Origin of the sequence: Vibrio mediterranei (assembly GCF_900088415.1) — a bacterium.
GTDB lineage: Bacteria > Pseudomonadota > Gammaproteobacteria > Enterobacterales > Vibrionaceae > Vibrio > Vibrio mediterranei.
Window position 1 is genome coordinate 117,303 of sequence record NZ_FLLQ01000012.1, and the last position, 17,335, is coordinate 134,637.

At 42.9% G+C, this 17,335-nt stretch carries 15 protein-coding genes; 5 read left to right on the top strand and 10 right to left on the bottom strand.

The features are described from left to right. Window positions 1–52 precede the first annotated feature (52 nt). Window positions 53–934: a LysR family transcriptional regulator gene (locus tag VME0621_RS23750; protein WP_062461967.1), complete on the bottom strand. Its 882-nt coding sequence runs from the start codon at window positions 932–934 to the stop codon at window positions 53–55. Between the two features lie 232 nt (window positions 935–1,166). Between VME0621_RS23750 and VME0621_RS23755 the strand changes: the two genes are divergently transcribed. The 4 genes from VME0621_RS23755 (at window position 1,167) to VME0621_RS26855 (ending at window position 4,037) form a co-directional block, all read left to right on the top strand. Further along, the gene (locus tag VME0621_RS23755; RefSeq protein WP_062461969.1) at window positions 1,167–1,781 is read left to right on the top strand and encodes a MarC family protein; all 615 of its coding nucleotides are present in this window, start codon (window positions 1,167–1,169) and stop codon (window positions 1,779–1,781) included. 257 nt (window positions 1,782–2,038) lie between these two features. Continuing rightward, a complete protein-coding gene (locus tag VME0621_RS26730) occupies window positions 2,039–2,188 on the top strand; it encodes a hypothetical protein (protein ID WP_156750288.1) in 150 nt (49 codons plus the stop codon). Between the two features lie 173 nt (window positions 2,189–2,361). Further along, window positions 2,362–3,564, top strand: coding sequence for an NRAMP family divalent metal transporter (locus VME0621_RS23760; RefSeq protein WP_231892999.1), 1,203 nt, complete (start codon window positions 2,362–2,364; stop codon window positions 3,562–3,564). A 302-nt stretch (window positions 3,565–3,866) separates the two neighbouring features. Beyond that, window positions 3,867–4,037: a hypothetical protein gene (locus VME0621_RS26855; protein ID WP_096442092.1), complete on the top strand. Its 171-nt coding sequence runs from the start codon at window positions 3,867–3,869 to the stop codon at window positions 4,035–4,037. Window positions 4,038–4,201: 164 nt separating this feature from the next. Here VME0621_RS26855 and VME0621_RS23765 read toward each other — a convergent pair whose 3' ends face one another. Further along, complete coding sequence (locus VME0621_RS23765; protein ID WP_062461974.1) at window positions 4,202–4,861, bottom strand: pyridoxamine 5'-phosphate oxidase family protein; 660 nt, start codon at window positions 4,859–4,861, stop codon at window positions 4,202–4,204. 91 nt (window positions 4,862–4,952) lie between these two features. Between VME0621_RS23765 and pdxR the strand changes: the two genes are divergently transcribed. After that, window positions 4,953–6,410, top strand: coding sequence for a MocR-like pyridoxine biosynthesis transcription factor PdxR (gene pdxR / locus VME0621_RS23770; protein ID WP_062461977.1), 1,458 nt, complete (start codon window positions 4,953–4,955; stop codon window positions 6,408–6,410). Between the two features lie 73 nt (window positions 6,411–6,483). On the opposite strand, the gene VME0621_RS23775 is transcribed toward pdxR, so the two are convergent. The 8 genes from VME0621_RS23775 to VME0621_RS23810 form a co-directional block, all read right to left on the bottom strand. Next, on the bottom strand, window positions 6,484–7,923 hold the full coding sequence (locus VME0621_RS23775; RefSeq protein WP_062461980.1) for an amino acid permease: 1,440 nt from the start codon (window positions 7,921–7,923) through the stop codon (window positions 6,484–6,486). Between the two features lie 92 nt (window positions 7,924–8,015). Next, window positions 8,016–8,468 carry a beta-galactosidase subunit beta gene (locus VME0621_RS23780; protein ID WP_062461982.1) on the bottom strand — a complete coding sequence of 151 codons (453 nt, stop codon included), beginning with the start codon at window positions 8,466–8,468 and terminating at the stop codon, window positions 8,016–8,018. Between the two features lie 3 nt (window positions 8,469–8,471). Then, window positions 8,472–11,561, bottom strand: a complete 3,090-nt coding sequence (gene ebgA, locus VME0621_RS23785; RefSeq protein ID WP_062461986.1) for a beta-galactosidase subunit alpha — start codon at window positions 11,559–11,561, stop codon at window positions 8,472–8,474. A 412-nt stretch (window positions 11,562–11,973) separates the two neighbouring features. After that, window positions 11,974–12,960: a transcriptional regulator EbgR gene (ebgR, locus tag VME0621_RS23790; RefSeq protein WP_062461989.1), complete on the bottom strand. Its 987-nt coding sequence runs from the start codon at window positions 12,958–12,960 to the stop codon at window positions 11,974–11,976. A 128-nt stretch (window positions 12,961–13,088) separates the two neighbouring features. Further along, window positions 13,089–13,628, bottom strand: a complete 540-nt coding sequence (locus VME0621_RS23795) for a hydrolase (RefSeq protein WP_062461993.1) — start codon at window positions 13,626–13,628, stop codon at window positions 13,089–13,091. Then, the gene (locus VME0621_RS23800; protein ID WP_062461995.1) at window positions 13,629–14,516 is read right to left on the bottom strand and encodes a LysR family transcriptional regulator; all 888 of its coding nucleotides are present in this window, start codon (window positions 14,514–14,516) and stop codon (window positions 13,629–13,631) included. A 196-nt stretch (window positions 14,517–14,712) separates the two neighbouring features. Next, window positions 14,713–15,831, bottom strand: coding sequence for a DUF1254 domain-containing protein (locus tag VME0621_RS23805; RefSeq protein WP_062461998.1), 1,119 nt, complete (start codon window positions 15,829–15,831; stop codon window positions 14,713–14,715). 252 nt (window positions 15,832–16,083) lie between these two features. Continuing rightward, window positions 16,084–17,094, bottom strand: a complete 1,011-nt coding sequence (locus tag VME0621_RS23810) for a linear amide C-N hydrolase (protein WP_062462001.1) — start codon at window positions 17,092–17,094, stop codon at window positions 16,084–16,086. Between the last annotated feature and the right edge of the window lie 241 nt (window positions 17,095–17,335).

The following is a 17,335-nucleotide window of genomic DNA, read 5'->3' on the forward strand; positions in this document are numbered from 1 at the left end:
TTAATATAGGGCAAATTTTGAGAGAGGTAATCCCATTTCTGGGATTAACGGATTATTTATTGAATGATTGAAGAATGGAGTCTATTACTGCTCGTTGTGCTACGGATTGGAGGTTTCTACTTCTATATAAAATAGAGAAAGAAACAGGCTTTAGTTTGTAGTCGGAAAAAATAGTAATTAAATCACTGCTAGAGTAGTGGTTGTCACTATGATAATAAGGGAGTATTGCATAGCCTAAGGAGTCACTGACTGCTTTTAATACCATTTCTATATCCATTCCAATAAATCGGCTGCTAGGATTAACTTTGACTAGTTCTTTTGTATTAATGTTCTCTACGGGTAAACTTGGATGTGAAAAAGTCGCTATATATGGAACGGAATCAAATAATCCATTGTCTATATTATTTTTATTCTCATTATAAAACTGCTCAGTTGACACAAAGTTCAGTTCGACATCAATGAGTTTTCTTGCAATATAACTGCTTTCTGGTAGTGGACCATTTACTATTGCGATATCAATATCTTCGCCTAGATTTGTTGCTGAGTGAGCATTCTTTAATTCAACCGTTAGACCAGGATTGTCGTGTAGTAATGTTGAAATGGCGTCATGTATATATCGGAAGTAGAAAACCTTGGTGGTTGATATTACAACACGTCCTGTAATTGAACCAGGCTTACTGTTTAGTTCATCCACAGCATTTAACATGCCTTCTATATGCTCATTCAAACTCTTAAAGTACTTTTCGCCTTCGTTAGATAATGTCAGTTTATTCTTGCTGCGAACGAAAAGTTGTAATCCTAGAGACTCTTCTAATGAAACTATACGTCGACTGACGGTAGAGAGAGGAAGGTTAATACGCTCACTAGCGACCTTCATACTACCAAATTTGGCGACTTGGCAAAAAACATAGTAATCATCAAGTTGTGCTTTCATCGCTTCTCCTTATATCTGTTGTTTCCTTTAAGGTTAGTACATCTCAGGATACTGCAAGTCATAGAGTTATGATCGATTTCATTTTTGGGATTACTACTCTCAAAATGTGATCTGTAACTTTTTTGGTTAGTTGCTAATCTATACTCATGTTGAGCGACACAACAAAACTAAGAAATCAAATTTATCCTAAAGCTCGACACTAACTGTCTATTCAAATAACTGGAGTTACACAATGGGTACATTAGATATCGTCACATTACTGTTAGCAACAATGGGACCAATGAAAGTATCAATCGTATTTTCAAAATATGCCGTTAGTATGACAAAGGAAGAGCAGAAAGCCGTAGCAATTAAAACAGTTTTAGTCGCTGCTAGTATATGTGTATTTTTTGTCTTAGGTGGTAGTGTTTTACTCAGTCTATTCCATATTGATACTGCATCACTGAATATTGCAGGTGGGATAATACTATTTTTGTACGCAATCCAAATGGTAATGGGCGATGATAAAGGTGATAGTGGCGATAACGTAAAACCAAGTAAAAGTATAGCAATATCTCCTTTAGCTATGCCATTTATGGCTACTCCTCAAGCTCTGGTTGCTATTACTACAATTTCAGCTGATATGGCATCTTTATCAGGTGAGTTGATGCTGGTAGTTATTATTGTTGCTATTGCACTTCTAAACTTGTTGGTAATGCTGAATATCAAACGTGTCATGGATTTTATCGGTGTGGAAATTATTCAGATTATTGCGAAAATTGCGGGAATATTACTAACTGCTCTTGCTATGCAAATGATTTTGTCTGGCGTCGCTGATGGTCTGAAAATTCTTGGTCTAGTTTCTTAATTAGTCAAGGTAGCAGCGATGCACCTAGAACATCGCAACAATAAATAGAAACTCAATAGAAATGATAAATATTGGAGAAAGTAACATGAAACTAATTTTGACATCACTTGTAATCTTATTCTCGACAGCTAGTTTCGCAGGAGATGGTCCTGGGACAGTCTGCACAACAGATACTGGGCACTCTATTACGGTACACCTAGAGCAATGTCCAACCAACACTACAAAACTAAAATAATCAGCCGCAAGGAGAAAGTACGATGAAAACACTAATCACAATGGTATCAGTAATTCTATTTTCAGCATCGGTAAGTGCCGGTGACGGACCGGGTACAATATGCCAAACTGAGTCGGGACATACCATTACGACGAACAAGACAGTTTGCCCCGCAAATACAGTGGAAGTCTAATCACTTGTTGAATCCCTAAGCCGCATAAATGCGGCTTTCTTTGTTTCATGCAATATGATCAGCATTTGGCGTATTTATACTACTCTATTCAATAGGATAGTTGACGCGTGTATTTACAGATGTTGAACAGATCATACTTTACTTTCTTTCGAGGACTTGGGCCGGGAATCTTGATGGCATCAGCTGCAGTCGGCGGTTCGCATCTCGTGGCATCAACTCAGGCTGGAGCGCTCTACGGATGGCAGTTGGCGGGCTTAATACTTTTGGTTAACTTGTTTAAATACCCGTTCATTTATGCTGGGACGCAGTTCACAGCAAGCTCGGGAAAGAGCTTGGTTGAGGGTTATTTTGAGTTAGGTCGAAGGCATCTTCTGATGTTTTTTATCTTTATGTTGATATCTAGTTTTATCAACACTGCTGCATTGATGATGTTTAGCGCAAGCTTACTAGAATATTTTTTCCCTTTCGCAGCAAGTAAAGTACAGTTGTTTTTGGGCGTACTAATAGTGACTTGCATTGTTTTGATAACCGGAAAGTACAAAGCACTAGATTTTCTGTCCAAAATGACAATGTTGATTTTAACGTTGACTACTGTATTCGCAGTCACTTTAGCCTTTCAGAAATACTCACTAAGCAGCTCAGTTGTAATGAGAGATTCTCCTTGGACTATCGGGGCTATTGGATTTTTAATTATCACCATGGGATGGATGCCCGCCCCTATAGAAATCTCAACGCTGACGTCAATGTGGTTGAAGAAAAAAGTACAACACCAAGATGTGGAGCCTCACACGATTAAGACCGACTTCCACGTTGGTTATATATCAACTATTGTTTTGGCACTGGTGTTTTTGTCGCTTGGAGCTTTAGTGTTCAATGGTTCAGAAGACCAAATGATTCAAGGAAGCGTTGGTTTCACGCATCAACTTGTAAACCTATATAGCTCAGTTACTGGTGATTGGTCCAAATATATTATCGCACTCATCGCATTTCTCTGTATTTACGGTAGTGCTATTACGATACTCGATGGGTATGGAAGAGTTTTATCAGAATCTTTCAGTTTGTTAGTGTCCGCCAAAAGTGATGATTATTCGACCTATTACATTTTCTGGATTCTATTTGTGTCAACGGGCGCAGGAGTTATTGTTGTTACTTCCATCGGTTCACTCAAAGACATGCTGCATTTTACTATGATTGCGGCGTTTTTGATGACTCCTGTATTTGCGTGGCTCAATTATCGTGTTTTAAATTCAACAGAGCTAAACTCAACATTTAGGGTTACGTATGGGCTTAATTTACTGACTAAGCTTGGATTCATCTATTTAGTCGGCTTTTGTCTTCTGTTTGTAATGTGGTTGGTCTTGGGCCAACCATCTTGAAGACTGATAGGTTCTATTTTGCTGCAAATGAGGGAATCTAATAAAGTGGGTCTATCAAAGCACTTAAGTGCATTGGTACCTTAAGCTTGTAATTAACTTGAATCAACGATTTAAGTCTTGATTGACACATGGTGTAGACGCACTTTTCCAATCTCAACGGTTCCCAATTAGGAGCCGTTTTTTTCTCTCATTTTCTCGCGCGTAAAGTTAAGTTTATCTGAACGATATTTAGATATTACTTGATATATTGAACGCCTATCTCTGAGTAGTATTCATCTGTAACGTGATGAGCAGGAGTGGCTATGTGTGAGTTAGATGAAGGTTGTGATGACCTCAATTTTGAATTAAATGAGAGTGAGGTTGAGTTTCTTGGTTGGAATGACAAAGAATGGTTAATAGAGTTAATGGTGTTTCTACTGATTTTAGTCGGTGCCGTTGCGATTGTTACCTACCGAGTGTGTTTCGATGGTTAAAGATCTTCTAGAGGCGAAAGCAATACGCAGACTGACCCTCTGCTGGAGTTTCTATTTCATCGGTTTGTTAGCGGTTGCGATGGGAGTGCTAATCGGAGTGATGGCCACCTCTTAGCATTGGAAGCGACCATTTATTGACGGCTTAACAACAATTGTTAAATAGCCTACTGCTCGTGCCAACGATTCTTGTATGCACTCGAATAATCAGGTGTTTCGATACTAGAATGGAGATCATCGCAAGGCTCAAGCGGTCCTATAACGGTGCGGTAGGGTAGAATGCCTGCCCACGCTTTTAGATCGAGATCCTCTTTGTCGTCATTGACTCCATGACGGCCAATTTTCACCGAAGCTTCGTTGAGTTCAATAGCAAGCACGTCCGTTGCGGTGAGCTCTTTATCATTGCTGAGGCGAACTTCTTCAGTTCTACCTGGTGCAATATGCTCAACAAAGTGGTTTAACACTCGGTCTTTCTCTTTATTTTCTTCAATGTTTTCAAACTGACCAAAGACGACTGCACTTCGATAGTGCGCACTATGATGGAAAGCGGAGCGGGCCAATACCCAGCCATCAAACAGGGTAAACGTTAAGCAGGTTTTTTGTCCCGCTTTGAGCGTACGAAGCAAACGACTGTTCTTGGCGCCGTGTATATAGACTTTATTGTCCAATCGCCATGCCAGCATAGGAATCACGATAGGACCGTTGTCATCATTGATGGCGACATGAGCAATTAATGACTCATCAATAATGTCATAGAGTGCTTGTGGGTCGAAGACGGCTTTATGTCTGCCTTTCTTAATCTGTGTTCTTGTCGTGTTTGAAAGCACTGGCGTTCTCCATTCGATTGCGGTTAACGCCAAAGTAAATAATATTTGGTACTCTAGTTAGGTCCAAGTAGATAAAAATGGTGGATCCAGTTTGAATGTTATTGATATCAGCGACATCTCATTGGCAAAATCCGGTGTCACGCTTCAGCACAATCTCTTTAGCCAAATACGCTCAAGGATCCTCAATGGACGTTGGGTATCGGGCGCCAAATTGCCTTCCACTCGTACGATGGCGAACCAACTTAAGGTCAGTCGCAATACCATTATTCAAACCTATGATCAGTTAGTAGCGGAAGGTTATCTAGTATCGAAGCCGCATAGCGGCTTTTTTGTTTCTTTAAGCCTGCCCGACCAATATCTCAACGCGCCCGAAGGCAAGAATGAAATTGCGTTGGGCGTTGATAACACGCCTAAAAGTGGTTTATTTTCACCTGGTGTCGCTGAATTAGCGCTGTTTCCTACAGCCCAATGGAACCGCTTATTACAACGTCATAGCACCCGAATCTCTCTACTGGGAAACCAAGATCTACAAGGGTATCTACCACTACGTGAAGCGTTGCATCGTTATTTAACCAGCAGTCGCTCTGTTGTGTGTAATCCAAACCAAATCATTATTACCTCTGGAGCTCAGCAATCTATAGCTATCGCTTTGCTGGCAATCAATAGCTTGGGAAACAACGACAAGCTGTTGGTTGAGTTCCCCGGTTACCGTCAGGTCGTCAAGGTGCTCGATACCTTCAAGATGGATTATGGATTTGTCGACGTGACAGCTGAGCATGGATTGAATACCGAACATATAATCAACCAAAAAGCACTAGGTGTTTACTTAACGCCAAGCAATCAATATCCAATGGGTAGCTCTATTCAGACGGAGCAACGTTTACAGTTAATCAGCTGGGCTCAAGAAAACCAAAGTTGGATTATTGAGGATGACTATGACAGTGAGTTCCAGTTTGATAGTCGTCCGCTACGAAGTATGCAAGGGTTGGCTGCAGAGAGTGGTAATGCTAACCATATGGTGTATATCGGCTCAATGAGCAAAGTAATGTTTAATGCATTGCGAATTGGCTATATGGTGGTTCCGGAAGGTTTAGTTAAAGTCTGTCTAGAAATAAAAGACGCGCTTTCTGGTGACACACCATCGCACACACAAGCCGCGTTAGCTGAGTTCATTGATGAAGGTATGTTGGTTCGTCATATACGCAAAATGCGCCGTCGATATGAGCAAAAATACCACCTGATGAAGCAATGCATTACTGAGCGTTTTGGAAGTGAGTGGCAAGTTGTTTCCCAAGGAGCTGGGCTGCACATTACTGTTCAGTGGCAAAGTGACGTCGATGAGCATCAATTTTCCGGTCTCGCCCTATCTCATAATATCGTGGTGCGACCGATGAATTATTATGAACCTATCAACCACAAGCGTCGTTGCGGTTCGGTTGTGTTAGGTTATGGAAATGCGCCGTTAGAGTCGATACCAGAGAGTATTGAAAAATTGTCAGTGCTTTATTTTGAGCTAAAGAACGACAATGCTGTCGACTCCGCGGAATAAATCTATAGTTTACGGATACTCAAAAGGCACAAGTAACCAACTCGTGCCTTTTCATTATTGTGTGGTAGCCAAATTAAGACTGAGTAATCGGCTTACTTTCCAGCTGCTCCTCGAGGCGAGATTTATCAGCTTGCTTTCTTTCAAAGCGGGAAATCCACCACCAAGCAAGACCAGAGAAAACAGCAGTCATAAAGACGTTGATAAAGAACGCTCTGACTAAATCCACTCCAGTTGGGAAGGCCGACGCTGTCATACTAATCACGAAGATAGCAATCAGTACTGAAACCACGCCCATTCCGAATTTTCGAGAGCCCATGCGGAAGTCGCGTGGCGTGTCGTCATGTTTGAGGCGGAATACGAAGTAAGCGACCATGATAAAGATTGGTGGCAGCATCGCGGTACCTGCGGTGAGGTTGATCGCGGTGTTCATCATGTCTTGTACTGATTCTGAACCAAAACCGTTGATAACCAACATCACGAAGACAAAGGCAAATTGCCACCAAGCTGCACGCACAGGAACGCCGTGTTCGTTGAGTTCTGTGGTTTTCTCGCCGTAGACTCCTTTTGGAATTTCCGAGAAGTGGATTTTTACTGGTGCCGCGGTCCACATCATCATTGAGCCGAACATAGCGATAAAGAGAACAATACCAACGAAACGACCGACCAAAGTTTCTGAGATGTTGAAGTACTGTGCCATTCCTCTAAAGATTTCTACCATCCCGCCAGCGTAGGTCAGGTTTTCGCGGGCGACAAAAACGTTAACTAATAATGAGCCTACAGCGTACATGCCACCAATCACAACACCTGCGACGATGATGACCTTGATAAAGGATTTGTGACCACCTTTGACATCGTTAAGGTACGCCGCTGCGGTTTCTGCCCCGCCTGCTGCTTGGAAAATCCAACACATAATGCCCAGTGTTGCCCAGTTTACGGTTGGTGTCATGGCTTGCAGTGTAATTGGCTCTGCAGGCGTGTGGTCACCACTCAGCGCCATCAATGCACCGAGAACGTAAACTGCAAATAACGCAAACACACCATAAGCAACGATTTCAGCGATTTTACCCAGCCAGCTCGCGCCTTTTGTTGAGATGTGAGTAGCGGCCGCAAACAGTGCGATAGAAATAATAGAGGTGACTAGTGGCGAGAAAGTGTACTCGTAACCCAACATCGCGTAAGACGCGTAAGCAATAACATTAGGAAGCAGGGAGACAAACCAAAATAGGTTCACAAACCAGTAAAGGAAAGAACCTAAATAGGCAGATTTGGTGCCTAGTGGCTTTTTGAGCCAATCGTACATGCCAGATTCAGAGTTTTTGTTTGCAGATACAAACTCAGCGATGATAAATACGAAAGGGATGAAGTAAACGACTGTAGCTAACAGGAAAATAGGTGCCGAGCTTAGGCCCAACTCAATGTTGTTGTTTACAATGTTGCGAACGTTGAAAACCGCCGCAAATGTCATGGACAACAGGGCAAACTTGCCTATTGTGCCGCGCATAGATTCAGACATAGTGTCCTCCAATGAATCACGTCTATTGTACTCTCATTCTTGAAGAGCAGTTATTTGAGGGGGCCAGATACTTGTGTCTGGCCCGAATAGTGTTATTTGTTTAAGAAGTAGCCATCTTCGATGGTGACTTTAAGCACGACCTTGCGAGCAGGCTCGTTACTGACAAATCGATGCGCTTCGCTATTGTCGAAAATCACTACCTGTCCTTGATGGATTTCACGTCGCTCACCTTGTCCAGAGAAAAACTCTCGGTCAGTTTCGTCTTGATATCGCTGCTCAAGTGTCAGGTCGGCTTTTCTTGCAAACTCAATAACCTCATGACCTGCCAAGTAGTAGTGCACATCAAAGTAACGACGGTTGCCCTCGAAGAGTTCAGTCCGTTTGCTCTCATTGGTTTCAATCATATAAACCAGAGAATCCCCGATAGAGTGCATTACGCCATCTTTGATATTTTCAATATTTTCAATGGCTTCTATGCAACGATTCCACTTCCGGCCATCACGATAGACCGACTTAAATTGTTCTAAGCTCTCTAAGATGATCATGGGTTATGCCTCGTTTGTGGTTGTGCGGGTAAAAAACTGGTTACTGAAGTCATAGTTGGCCAACGTATTGGCGTTACAGTCTCCGGACTGCATTGGAAGTAACGTTAAACCGTAGCGGAAGGTATCCATGTAGACACGGTAAGAGTCGAGAACTTCACTTCCCCACGAGTTAGAGCCTAAGCCCATGAGCTTGTGATCAAGGTTTAGTGTGATGTGACCGCTTGGTTTAAGCTCGTTGGTGTGCTGGGCTTGGTGCAGGTTTTCATTGCTGTAGAACCAAGCGCTTAGGTTGAGCTCTTGTTGTGGCTTAATAAACAAACCATTGCCGTTACGGTTGGTCAGAGCTGCCCAGCGCACGTGCTGACGATTGCCGTTGTTTTGCGGGAATGGATAGTTTTCGAACATATCCGCGACTGTGCTTTTATACACGTCGATAATATTGGCTTGTTGGCTGTCGAGGTAATTCTCTTCTGGGCCTCGGCCATAGTATTTCACTTGGTCGAACTGTTGATTGATGCCTAGTTCAAAACCAATAACAGGAATCACATGTGGATAGTCACCATAACGCTTACCTTGAAGCTCAATGTTGAGCTGACCTTGAGGTGAAATCTGATAACGATATTCGGTTCGCATACCAAAATCGAACACAGGCGGTGCAATAATGCTGGTGGTGCGAACTTCAATGCGCCCGTCGATCTGCTCTACTTCAATGGTTCGGAAATGCTCTTGCATGATTGGTAAGTGAGCAGGCTCCCATAGACCTTCGTGTTCTTGTTTATGGTTATCGATCATCGGTTTGAAGAAATTGAGCTTAGGCTCTGATTCGATAAACTGTTTCCCGTTTACTACCCACGAAGAGAGCTTGCCGTCGACTTTCGAGAAAGTCATTGTGAAGTTGTGACCAGAAATTAGGTACGCTAATCGGCTCTCCTCTAGCGAAAGAGGTGTGGTATTCGTACAAACAAACTCGGTTTCTTGTGCGCTATTTTCTTTGATTTGATATTGGTAAACGGCAATATCATGATTTGCTTGGCTATATAAAGTGCGGCTATCTTTACGCACGGTGAAGTTGATAAATGTTTCACGGTCATCGAGTTGAGGAAGACTAATTTCGATTTGACGCTCGCTATTTGCGCTAAGATCCGCAACCTTAAATTGAACACTGCGAAGCGTTTCACCTTCTGCACGAATATCAGCGGTGATGGTGTAGTCGTCTAGGTTGGTAAACCACAGTTTATTGCTAACGATGAAGGTACCTAGGCGTGCATTTACCTCGGTAATTTTCACTGGAGCGATGACTTGTTTGTATTCTTTCAACCCCGGTCCCGGTGTTTGGTCTGAGTAAACCAATCCGTCCATACAGAAATTGTAATTGTTTGGGTAATCACCAAAGTCCCCACCATACTTATAGAAACTTTGTCCCTTTTCATCGGTGGCGAGAATGCCGTGATCACACCATTCCCAAACGAAATGTCCTTGAATATGATCGTGATCGTAGAACACATTTTGATACTCAGTCAGACCACCAGGGCCGTTGCCCATTGCGTGAGCGTATTCGCAGATGATGCGTGGCTTTTCGTGGGGGTGTTCGCCAAAGTAGTTCATCAATTGAGCGCGAGAGTACATGGTTGAGATAACGTCAACGACTTCGGCGTCACGGTCTTCTTCATAGTGAACAAGACGCGTGTCATCAATGGCTTTAGTAGCGTCGTACATCGCTTTGATGTTACATCCATAGCCAGATTCATTGCCTAAAGACCACATGATGATGGAAGGGTGGTTCTTTTGTGCGTGAACATGACGTTCAGCACGGTCTACGAAGACGGCTTCCCATGCAGGATCGTTGGTGATGCGGCTAAGATCGCCAACATTGGCGAATCCATGGGTTTCCACATCAGTCTCTGCCATAACGAACAAGCCATAGATGTCGCAGAGTTCGTAGAATCGCGGGTCATTAGGATAGTGAGCAGTTCGTACGGAGTTGATGTTGTGCTGCTTCATTAAGATGATGTCTTTTTCAACACGATCCATGCCTACAGCCCTGCCTTTTAAATGGTCGTTATCGTGTCGGTTAACGCCATGCAGCATGACGTATTGGTTGTTAACGTAGAAGAGGCCATTTTTAACTTTGATATCTCGAAAGCCAACTCGTTGTGGAACGACTTCTATGGTCTCACCTTGGTTGTTCTTCAAAGTGATAAAAAGTTGATAGAGGTAAGGGTTCTCAGCTGTCCAATGGGTAGGCTCATCGACATTAATAATGAAGTTCGTCGTGGTAGAACCTTGTACTGAGATGTGGTCAATGGTTCCAGCAGCAATGCTTAGCTGGTTATCCTTTAGCTCATAATCAACTGAAACAGCATCGCTACGCGCAGACGAAAGGTTTTCTAGCATCAGTTCACACGACAATGTCGCTTGCGAATAGTCAGCGCTGAAGTCAGTACGAATAGAGACATCCTGCACATGCAGCGGTTCTTTCCCTACTAAGTAGACATCACGGAAGATCCCACCGGTCCACCACATATCTTGGTCTTCAATGTAAGTCGAATCAGCCCATTGCATGACTCGAACGCTTAGCAGGTTGTCACCAACTTGAGCAGCAGATGAAATGTCGAATTCTGCGGTGAGTCGACTGCCTTTACTAAAACCAACATAGTTGCCATTAACGTAAACTTCGAAGTAGGTCTCAACGCCATCGAATTTGAGGATGGTTTGCTTGTCTTGCCAGTTGTCGCCGAGAGTGAAAGTACGTTGATATGCGCCTGTTGGGTTATCAGTGGGTACAAAAGGTACGTCAATTGGAAACGGGAAGCCTTCGTCAGTGTATTGAAGGTCACCGTGTCCTTCCATTTGCCACATGTTAGGTACGGTGATCTGTCCCCATTGTGTCATTGGTTGAGAGTAAAACTCGTCGGGAACAAGAATAGGGTTATGAAAAAGTTGAAACTGCCACTGACCGCTAAGCAGCATAAAGTGACTACTAAGCTCTCGCTGAAATGTTCGAGCGGCGTTAACTGAGGGATATGAGAAGAAATACGCGCGTGGAGCCATGCGATTCTCATGAAGATGAAGAAAGTTTTCCCAGTTGTTCACGTTAAATCTCCCTCGACAGGTAAACCGTGTCGATGCTGTGTTAAAAATGCCCGTTTAGGATATGAGGTAATTTTAGTAAAAGTTTTACTAAAATATATTGAATTTTGTTTTTTACTTTAACTTGATCACGATTTAAGCGTTCAAGAGAGTTAAAGTTGTGATCGGGTTTAAATAAACGGAGTGAATGATAGGGGCGGGTTTAACTTGATATAAGTAGTAGGGTTTTAGCTGGGTGTAATGAATTTAATCTTTTAAATACAATGAGTTATAGTTTTTGTGGTGTTTGATGATTTTACGAAGAGGAGGAATGGTGAGCCAACTTTGAATAAAGTTGGCTAATCGATGTCAATGAGTCGAACTAAGGTGGAATGTAGAATAGATAGGTAAGTTTTACTAAAAAATATGAAAATGCCTATTCTTTTGTTGTGCCTCGTAGTTTTAGTTTACTGGGTACATAGACTTTCAATGGCAGTGCACGTCCATCTCTTGCTTTTTCCATCAACAGGTTAACACCTTGAATACCCATCATCTCAGAGTGAATCCTGACGGTAGAAAGTGAAGGAAAGGTGAACTTTGCTGTAGGAATATCGTTGACGCTGATAAGAGATATGTCTTCTGGTATCTTGAGGCCGTGTTCATGAATTGCGCGCAATACACCAATAGCAATAGAATCTGAAGCGATAAACAGTGCTCGAGGGAAGTTATTGTTGGAAAACATCTTTTTCGCAGATTCATAGCCTGATTGACTGGTAAACTCTCCACGGTAAATATCATCAAGCGATACCACGCCTTTTAAGCTGCCATATTCTACAAATGCCATCTCTCGGATGTCAGAACTATTAGGTGTATCTTGACCACCGATAAAGCCGATCCGATTGAACCCTTGATTGATAAAAAAGTCTATGATTTCTTTGCTAATTTTAGTGAGGTCGATATCAACCGAGTCGTACTTTGAGTTTGGGTCAGAGAAATCAATGAAGCAGATATTGTCTGTGATGCTTTCAGCTTCGGAGCGAACCGTCTCAGGGCAACGTCCAACAAACAGTATTCCGGTGATTTTAGCGTCTGAATGAGCTAACTCTCCTTCGTAGCAATTAACCAGTTTTATGCCCAGCTTTTCACACTGTGTTTCTATACCATGACGAATGGATAAGTAGTAAGGGTCGTTAACTTCCGCTTCCTGCTTATAATTGTAAATAGCCATGAAATGGTGGCTATGCTTCTTAGGCTGGATCGATTTCTTCGAACTGCTGGTCTTATATTCTAAGGCTTCTGCGATCTCCAAAATTCGCAGCTTAGTTTGTTCTTTTACACTCAAACTCGGGTCATCATTCAGTACGCGAGATACTGTTGCTAATGAAACACCTGCTTCATTAGCGATATCTTTTAATGTTGCCATTCAATCACACCCTTCGGCATCATACCGAAAAAACTAATCCTATCTATTGGGTTCTATTGTAAACAATCTTCATCAGTAAATACTAAAATTTTAGTAAAAATAGCGTTAATCGTTTAAATTAGCAGCGATTACTTAATTAGTTTTAGCAATTGCTTAAACTGATCGCCTCGGGCGACTTTTTGCAGTTCAAAGAGTGCCATTTCAGTGGAAGTTAACACGGCCCCTTGTTTTGACAGGCGTTGGATTGCGAGCTCTCTGTTTTCTGGTGCACGCGAAGAAATAGCGTCGACAACAAGGTGAACTTCATATCCTTGGTCAATCAAATCACAAGCGGTTTGATGGACACAAATATGTGCCTCAATACCGACCAATAGTATTTGTTTTCTATTGTTACGTTGGAGCGTCTCTTGAACAGCTATCTCACCCCAGGCGCTGAACACATCTTTTGCAATGGGGGATAGGTGGGGAAGTTCATGGCGAATTTCATCGATGGTATGACCTAATTTATCTGGGATTTGCTCTACCCAAACAATGGGTAATTCCATGAGCTGCGCAGCCTTGGTCAAGGTATTTAGGTTGGCGAACAAGTGCTCTTTATCGTGCATGATTTGGGCAAGCTTGCCTTGTACATCGATGATCATTAATTGGGTGTTGTCTTGCTCTAGCATTTAACGCTCCTGTTCTAATACTTGTTCTATAAACCACGTCCCCACTGTGCCAAGTCCACTGCGCCACGACAGTTCAACTGGCCACATCATAGAACTATCATAATGTCCTACATTTAACTTGGTTACTAGACCATGGTCGATAAATGGTTGAGCTAGTTTGATTGGGTAAGTGGCAAAACCAGCGCCGTAAAACAGCATGTCTTGTAGTTGATCAGGGGTTTGGTAACGAATGAGGCGAGGGCTAAAACGCAGTGATTCCAGTAGTTCGCTAGTCGCAACTTTACCTTCTAAAGATAATAGTTGGGGATATTGTTCTAGATCTTCAGGTGTAATCTCGCCTTTGAGCTTTGCCAACGGATGATTAGGTGAGGTTATGAAGCACCATTCGATATTATCTATGATTTGTGCATTTGAGCCTCGTTGGGGACATAGCCCGCCAGGAGCAATCATGATGTCAGCGCCTAAGATCTCATCATTGGTGGATAGCTGGTGCTTTTCTGCATCAACTAAAATCAGCTCTAGCTCTGGAAACTGCTGGGTTAATGAAGACATTAGCTCGGCAAACCTTGGGTATAAGGTCATACTGTGAGTTGCAATCGTCAGCGAGGGCTCTTCACCACTTTGCAGCGCACGTGCTTTTCGTTCTATAGCTTGCAAGCGGGGAACAATTTCAAGCGCTTGGAAGTACAGCGCTTTTCCTTCAGGTGTCAGTGAGGGAGACTTTCCGGCAACACGTTCAAATAAACGAATGCCAATATCAATTTCCATCGCTTGTACCGCTTGATTCACAGCGGATGCACTGACATTGAGTTTTCTGGCCGCCGCAGAAAATGACCCAGTCTCGGCAATACAAACCAGATATTGAAGTCGCTCGGTATTAAGTAGCATACTGATCTCCGAGAAAAGAAGGTGTTTCTACTGTGCTTGAATTTTGTAGAGAGGTAAAGCATGAAGGGACACTTTGTTCATTGGAAGGGTATTATTCGAGGCTGTTTCTTTATATTTCCTAGGTTTTACATTGTAAATTTGCAGCGCTAGCTAGATGTCAACTAGCGCTGCTGATGCTAACGATAACGGAACGACATTATTTTGAGTGAGGTTGCTCCACACCTTTTGCATATGTCACGATTTCGGTATCGGAATTAGGTTTATACATTCGTAGTATTCCCGTCCAGCCTTGTTCCACCTCAATGTTGTTGATGGCTTGAGAACCACAATTAAAGTTGACGGTATAGCTGCCATCGCTATTTTGTCTGAGTTCATCTTCACGACTTGATAACGCAAATTTCTCAGTGTGAACGTAGGCATCTGCGCCGTAAGTCGTGATTGAGAAGAAACCGTTTTTACCCAGTGGTGGGGCGTCGAAGTTCATTGTTTGACACTGACCTGAGCGATCCTCAGCAAGTAAAACTTTGTAGTAAGCGTGCTCGCTCGGCAGTCCTCCGAATCCCATTGACGTTAAGCCTCTTGCATGAAAAAGTTCGACTTTACGTTGTTCTAGATTCTGTTCTGGTTTTAGAGGCTTGCCTTCAGGTCCACCCATCGCCTTAGTAAAGTCGAGCTTGAGTACATCGGCTTCTAAAGATAAACGAACATTTTCTCTATCAAACTGGTCAAATCCTTTTGGTATATAAGGGTTTGCAAAGTTGGCGGTCCCTTTAATCATATCTTGCTTTGCATTTCCGGCCTTAATATCAGCAGGGGAGTTGGAAGCAACTTGGGTGCGTGCGATGACCCAAACATGCTTACCAGAAGAGAGCATCTCTGGCGTAATGGTAATCCTATTTTTCCCTTTCTCTGCATATAGGACAGCGACAGTGCGATGCTGTTCATCGATGATCTGAAGAGTCTGATAGGAATCGAGTATTGGTAGTTCGAATGTTACGCCACCCTCGGCATCCCAGATTGATTTTGAATAGAGCGTATCTCGATTCTGGCGTACAACGGTCTGAGTATCCATAGTGAGTAGTTGACGATCGTGAGTAAACTGGTTGATGCCAGACTTCTCTTGCTGCTCGAAAAAGTATTTGTCGGACTCCGCAAGGATAAAGTTATCTTTGGTAACTTTTGTCGAGCCGCCGTTCAAGATTTGAGTCTCAGTCGGTTGCCCTTTCTTAGGCAAATGGTCACCAAGATCGTGAGCGATTGACGCAGAAGTGAACAGGGTAGCTGTCAGGGAAGCGATGATTGTCAGTTTTTTCATTTCAATAACCTTTCGTGTCTCTATTGTACTGTTCGAGCATTGAGGACGCTGCCCGACCGTTCGTTTGACCGTATGACTCTCCCTAGAACGACAATTGGTTTATTTCCTTAGGTCTGGGTAAATCATAGAGAGATAAAGATATATTTTGAAATCATTAAATCTAATTATTGATATGTTTTTGGTGCATATCATGGTTCGCTGTAATCAACGAACCATGATGTAGCCTTGGATATTAACTACGCATCTAGGTGACTAGTTAGCAGCTTCTGCTTTAGGATGAGCACCGAGCACGACTTCTGCGGCTTGATTGTTGTCGAACATAGTAAAGTTGTAACTCTCTACTTGCCATGTGTCGTAACGGTCTAGGTAAATCGCTTTCGCATTCTGGTCTGTATAGACTGTCCATAGTGTAGGGAATACATCATTAAGATATGGGTCAATTTGGTCATAGCCAGCAAAGACCGTTGCTCCAGCAGCTTTCAGGCTATTCAACGCTTCGCCACTGTCTGTAACGTCACGCTTATACATATCTTCAACCACTTCTTTGGCGCGTAGTCGTCTATCATAAGCGCGGATCGTTGCGCCCGATTCTGCTTTCTCTTTATCCAAGTTGATATGGAAACCGAACTCAGGATCATTGGATAAGTACTGGACACTCGGTGCATCCGTCACATCGCCGTGATAGATTTTGACCTCGCCACCAACAAACTCAATCACCGCGCTATCACCATTGGCGTCGGTGAGGTGATAATGCACAGGCGCTGGAAGGCATTCATTTTCATGGCCTGGCAAATCACATACTTTGTCTTGGACAACATCAATCTTGTCCAGTGTAGCAACGACCTCTTCAACGGAAGCGAAGTTATCGACCGCGTAATTTGCGAATTGTGATGCATCTACATCAGGCACGCCGGCGCGGTTAGGTGCCATTTCGGTGTATTCCAATCCTAGATAAAGAATACGAGCGACCAAACCTTCTTGGTTCATTGCTTCGGCGACAATTTCTGGTTCGAATGATTTGATTTTGATAGACGCGTATTTACTGGTCGTGTTAACTGACTCTTTAGTTGTGCTGTATTGATTTGAGACTCCTTTACCCGTGCCGACGACCACAGCATCATCGTGTCCAAACCAATCCATGGTTCTCACTGAGAGACTAGCATCACCGTTATTGTAGATTGCTGATGTGCATGCTGTTACATCTGCGACGTAACCTGCTGATAGTGTTGCGACAAGAGCTAGACTTAGGACTGACTTTTTCATAATGACCTCACATGTTTGGTGTTGTGTTGTGTTTTGTTGAGGCCATAATAGACAAATAATGTTAATAGCTTAAATTATCACCTGTAAGTATGGCTAATAGGGTGGAGTAGGCGGATGTCATTACTGAGGGAACCTGACGGGATAAATACCAGCCGATTCTGTCATGCCTTTTATATTCTAGTAGCCATATAGTTAGACTGCCTCACACATCGATATTCATCGATTGGGATTGCTTGATTCT

Excerpts from the sequence above, each read along its gene's own strand:
- VME0621_RS23805 (WP_062461998.1), bottom strand. The coding sequence starts at position 15,831 with ATGAAAAAACTGACAATCATCGCTTCCCTGACAGCTACCCTGTTCACT.
- VME0621_RS23775 (WP_062461980.1), bottom strand. The coding sequence starts at position 7,923 with ATGTCTGAATCTATGCGCGGCACAATAGGCAAGTTTGCCCTGTTGTCC.
- VME0621_RS23760 (WP_231892999.1), top strand. The coding sequence starts at position 2,362 with ATGGCATCAGCTGCAGTCGGCGGTTCGCATCTCGTGGCATCAACTCAG.
- VME0621_RS23750 (WP_062461967.1), bottom strand. The coding sequence starts at position 934 with ATGAAAGCACAACTTGATGATTACTATGTTTTTTGCCAAGTCGCCAAA.
- ebgR (WP_062461989.1), bottom strand. The coding sequence starts at position 12,960 with ATGGCAACATTAAAAGATATCGCTAATGAAGCAGGTGTTTCATTAGCA.
- VME0621_RS23795 (WP_062461993.1), bottom strand. The coding sequence starts at position 13,628 with ATGCTAGAGCAAGACAACACCCAATTAATGATCATCGATGTACAAGGC.
- VME0621_RS23810 (WP_062462001.1), bottom strand. The coding sequence starts at position 17,094 with ATGAAAAAGTCAGTCCTAAGTCTAGCTCTTGTCGCAACACTATCAGCA.
- VME0621_RS23755 (WP_062461969.1), top strand. The coding sequence starts at position 1,167 with ATGGGTACATTAGATATCGTCACATTACTGTTAGCAACAATGGGACCA.
- VME0621_RS23800 (WP_062461995.1), bottom strand. The coding sequence starts at position 14,516 with ATGCTACTTAATACCGAGCGACTTCAATATCTGGTTTGTATTGCCGAG.
- VME0621_RS23780 (WP_062461982.1), bottom strand. The coding sequence starts at position 8,468 with ATGATCATCTTAGAGAGCTTAGAACAATTTAAGTCGGTCTATCGTGAT.
- VME0621_RS26730 (WP_156750288.1), top strand. The coding sequence starts at position 2,039 with ATGAAAACACTAATCACAATGGTATCAGTAATTCTATTTTCAGCATCG.
- VME0621_RS26855 (WP_096442092.1), top strand. The coding sequence starts at position 3,867 with ATGTGTGAGTTAGATGAAGGTTGTGATGACCTCAATTTTGAATTAAAT.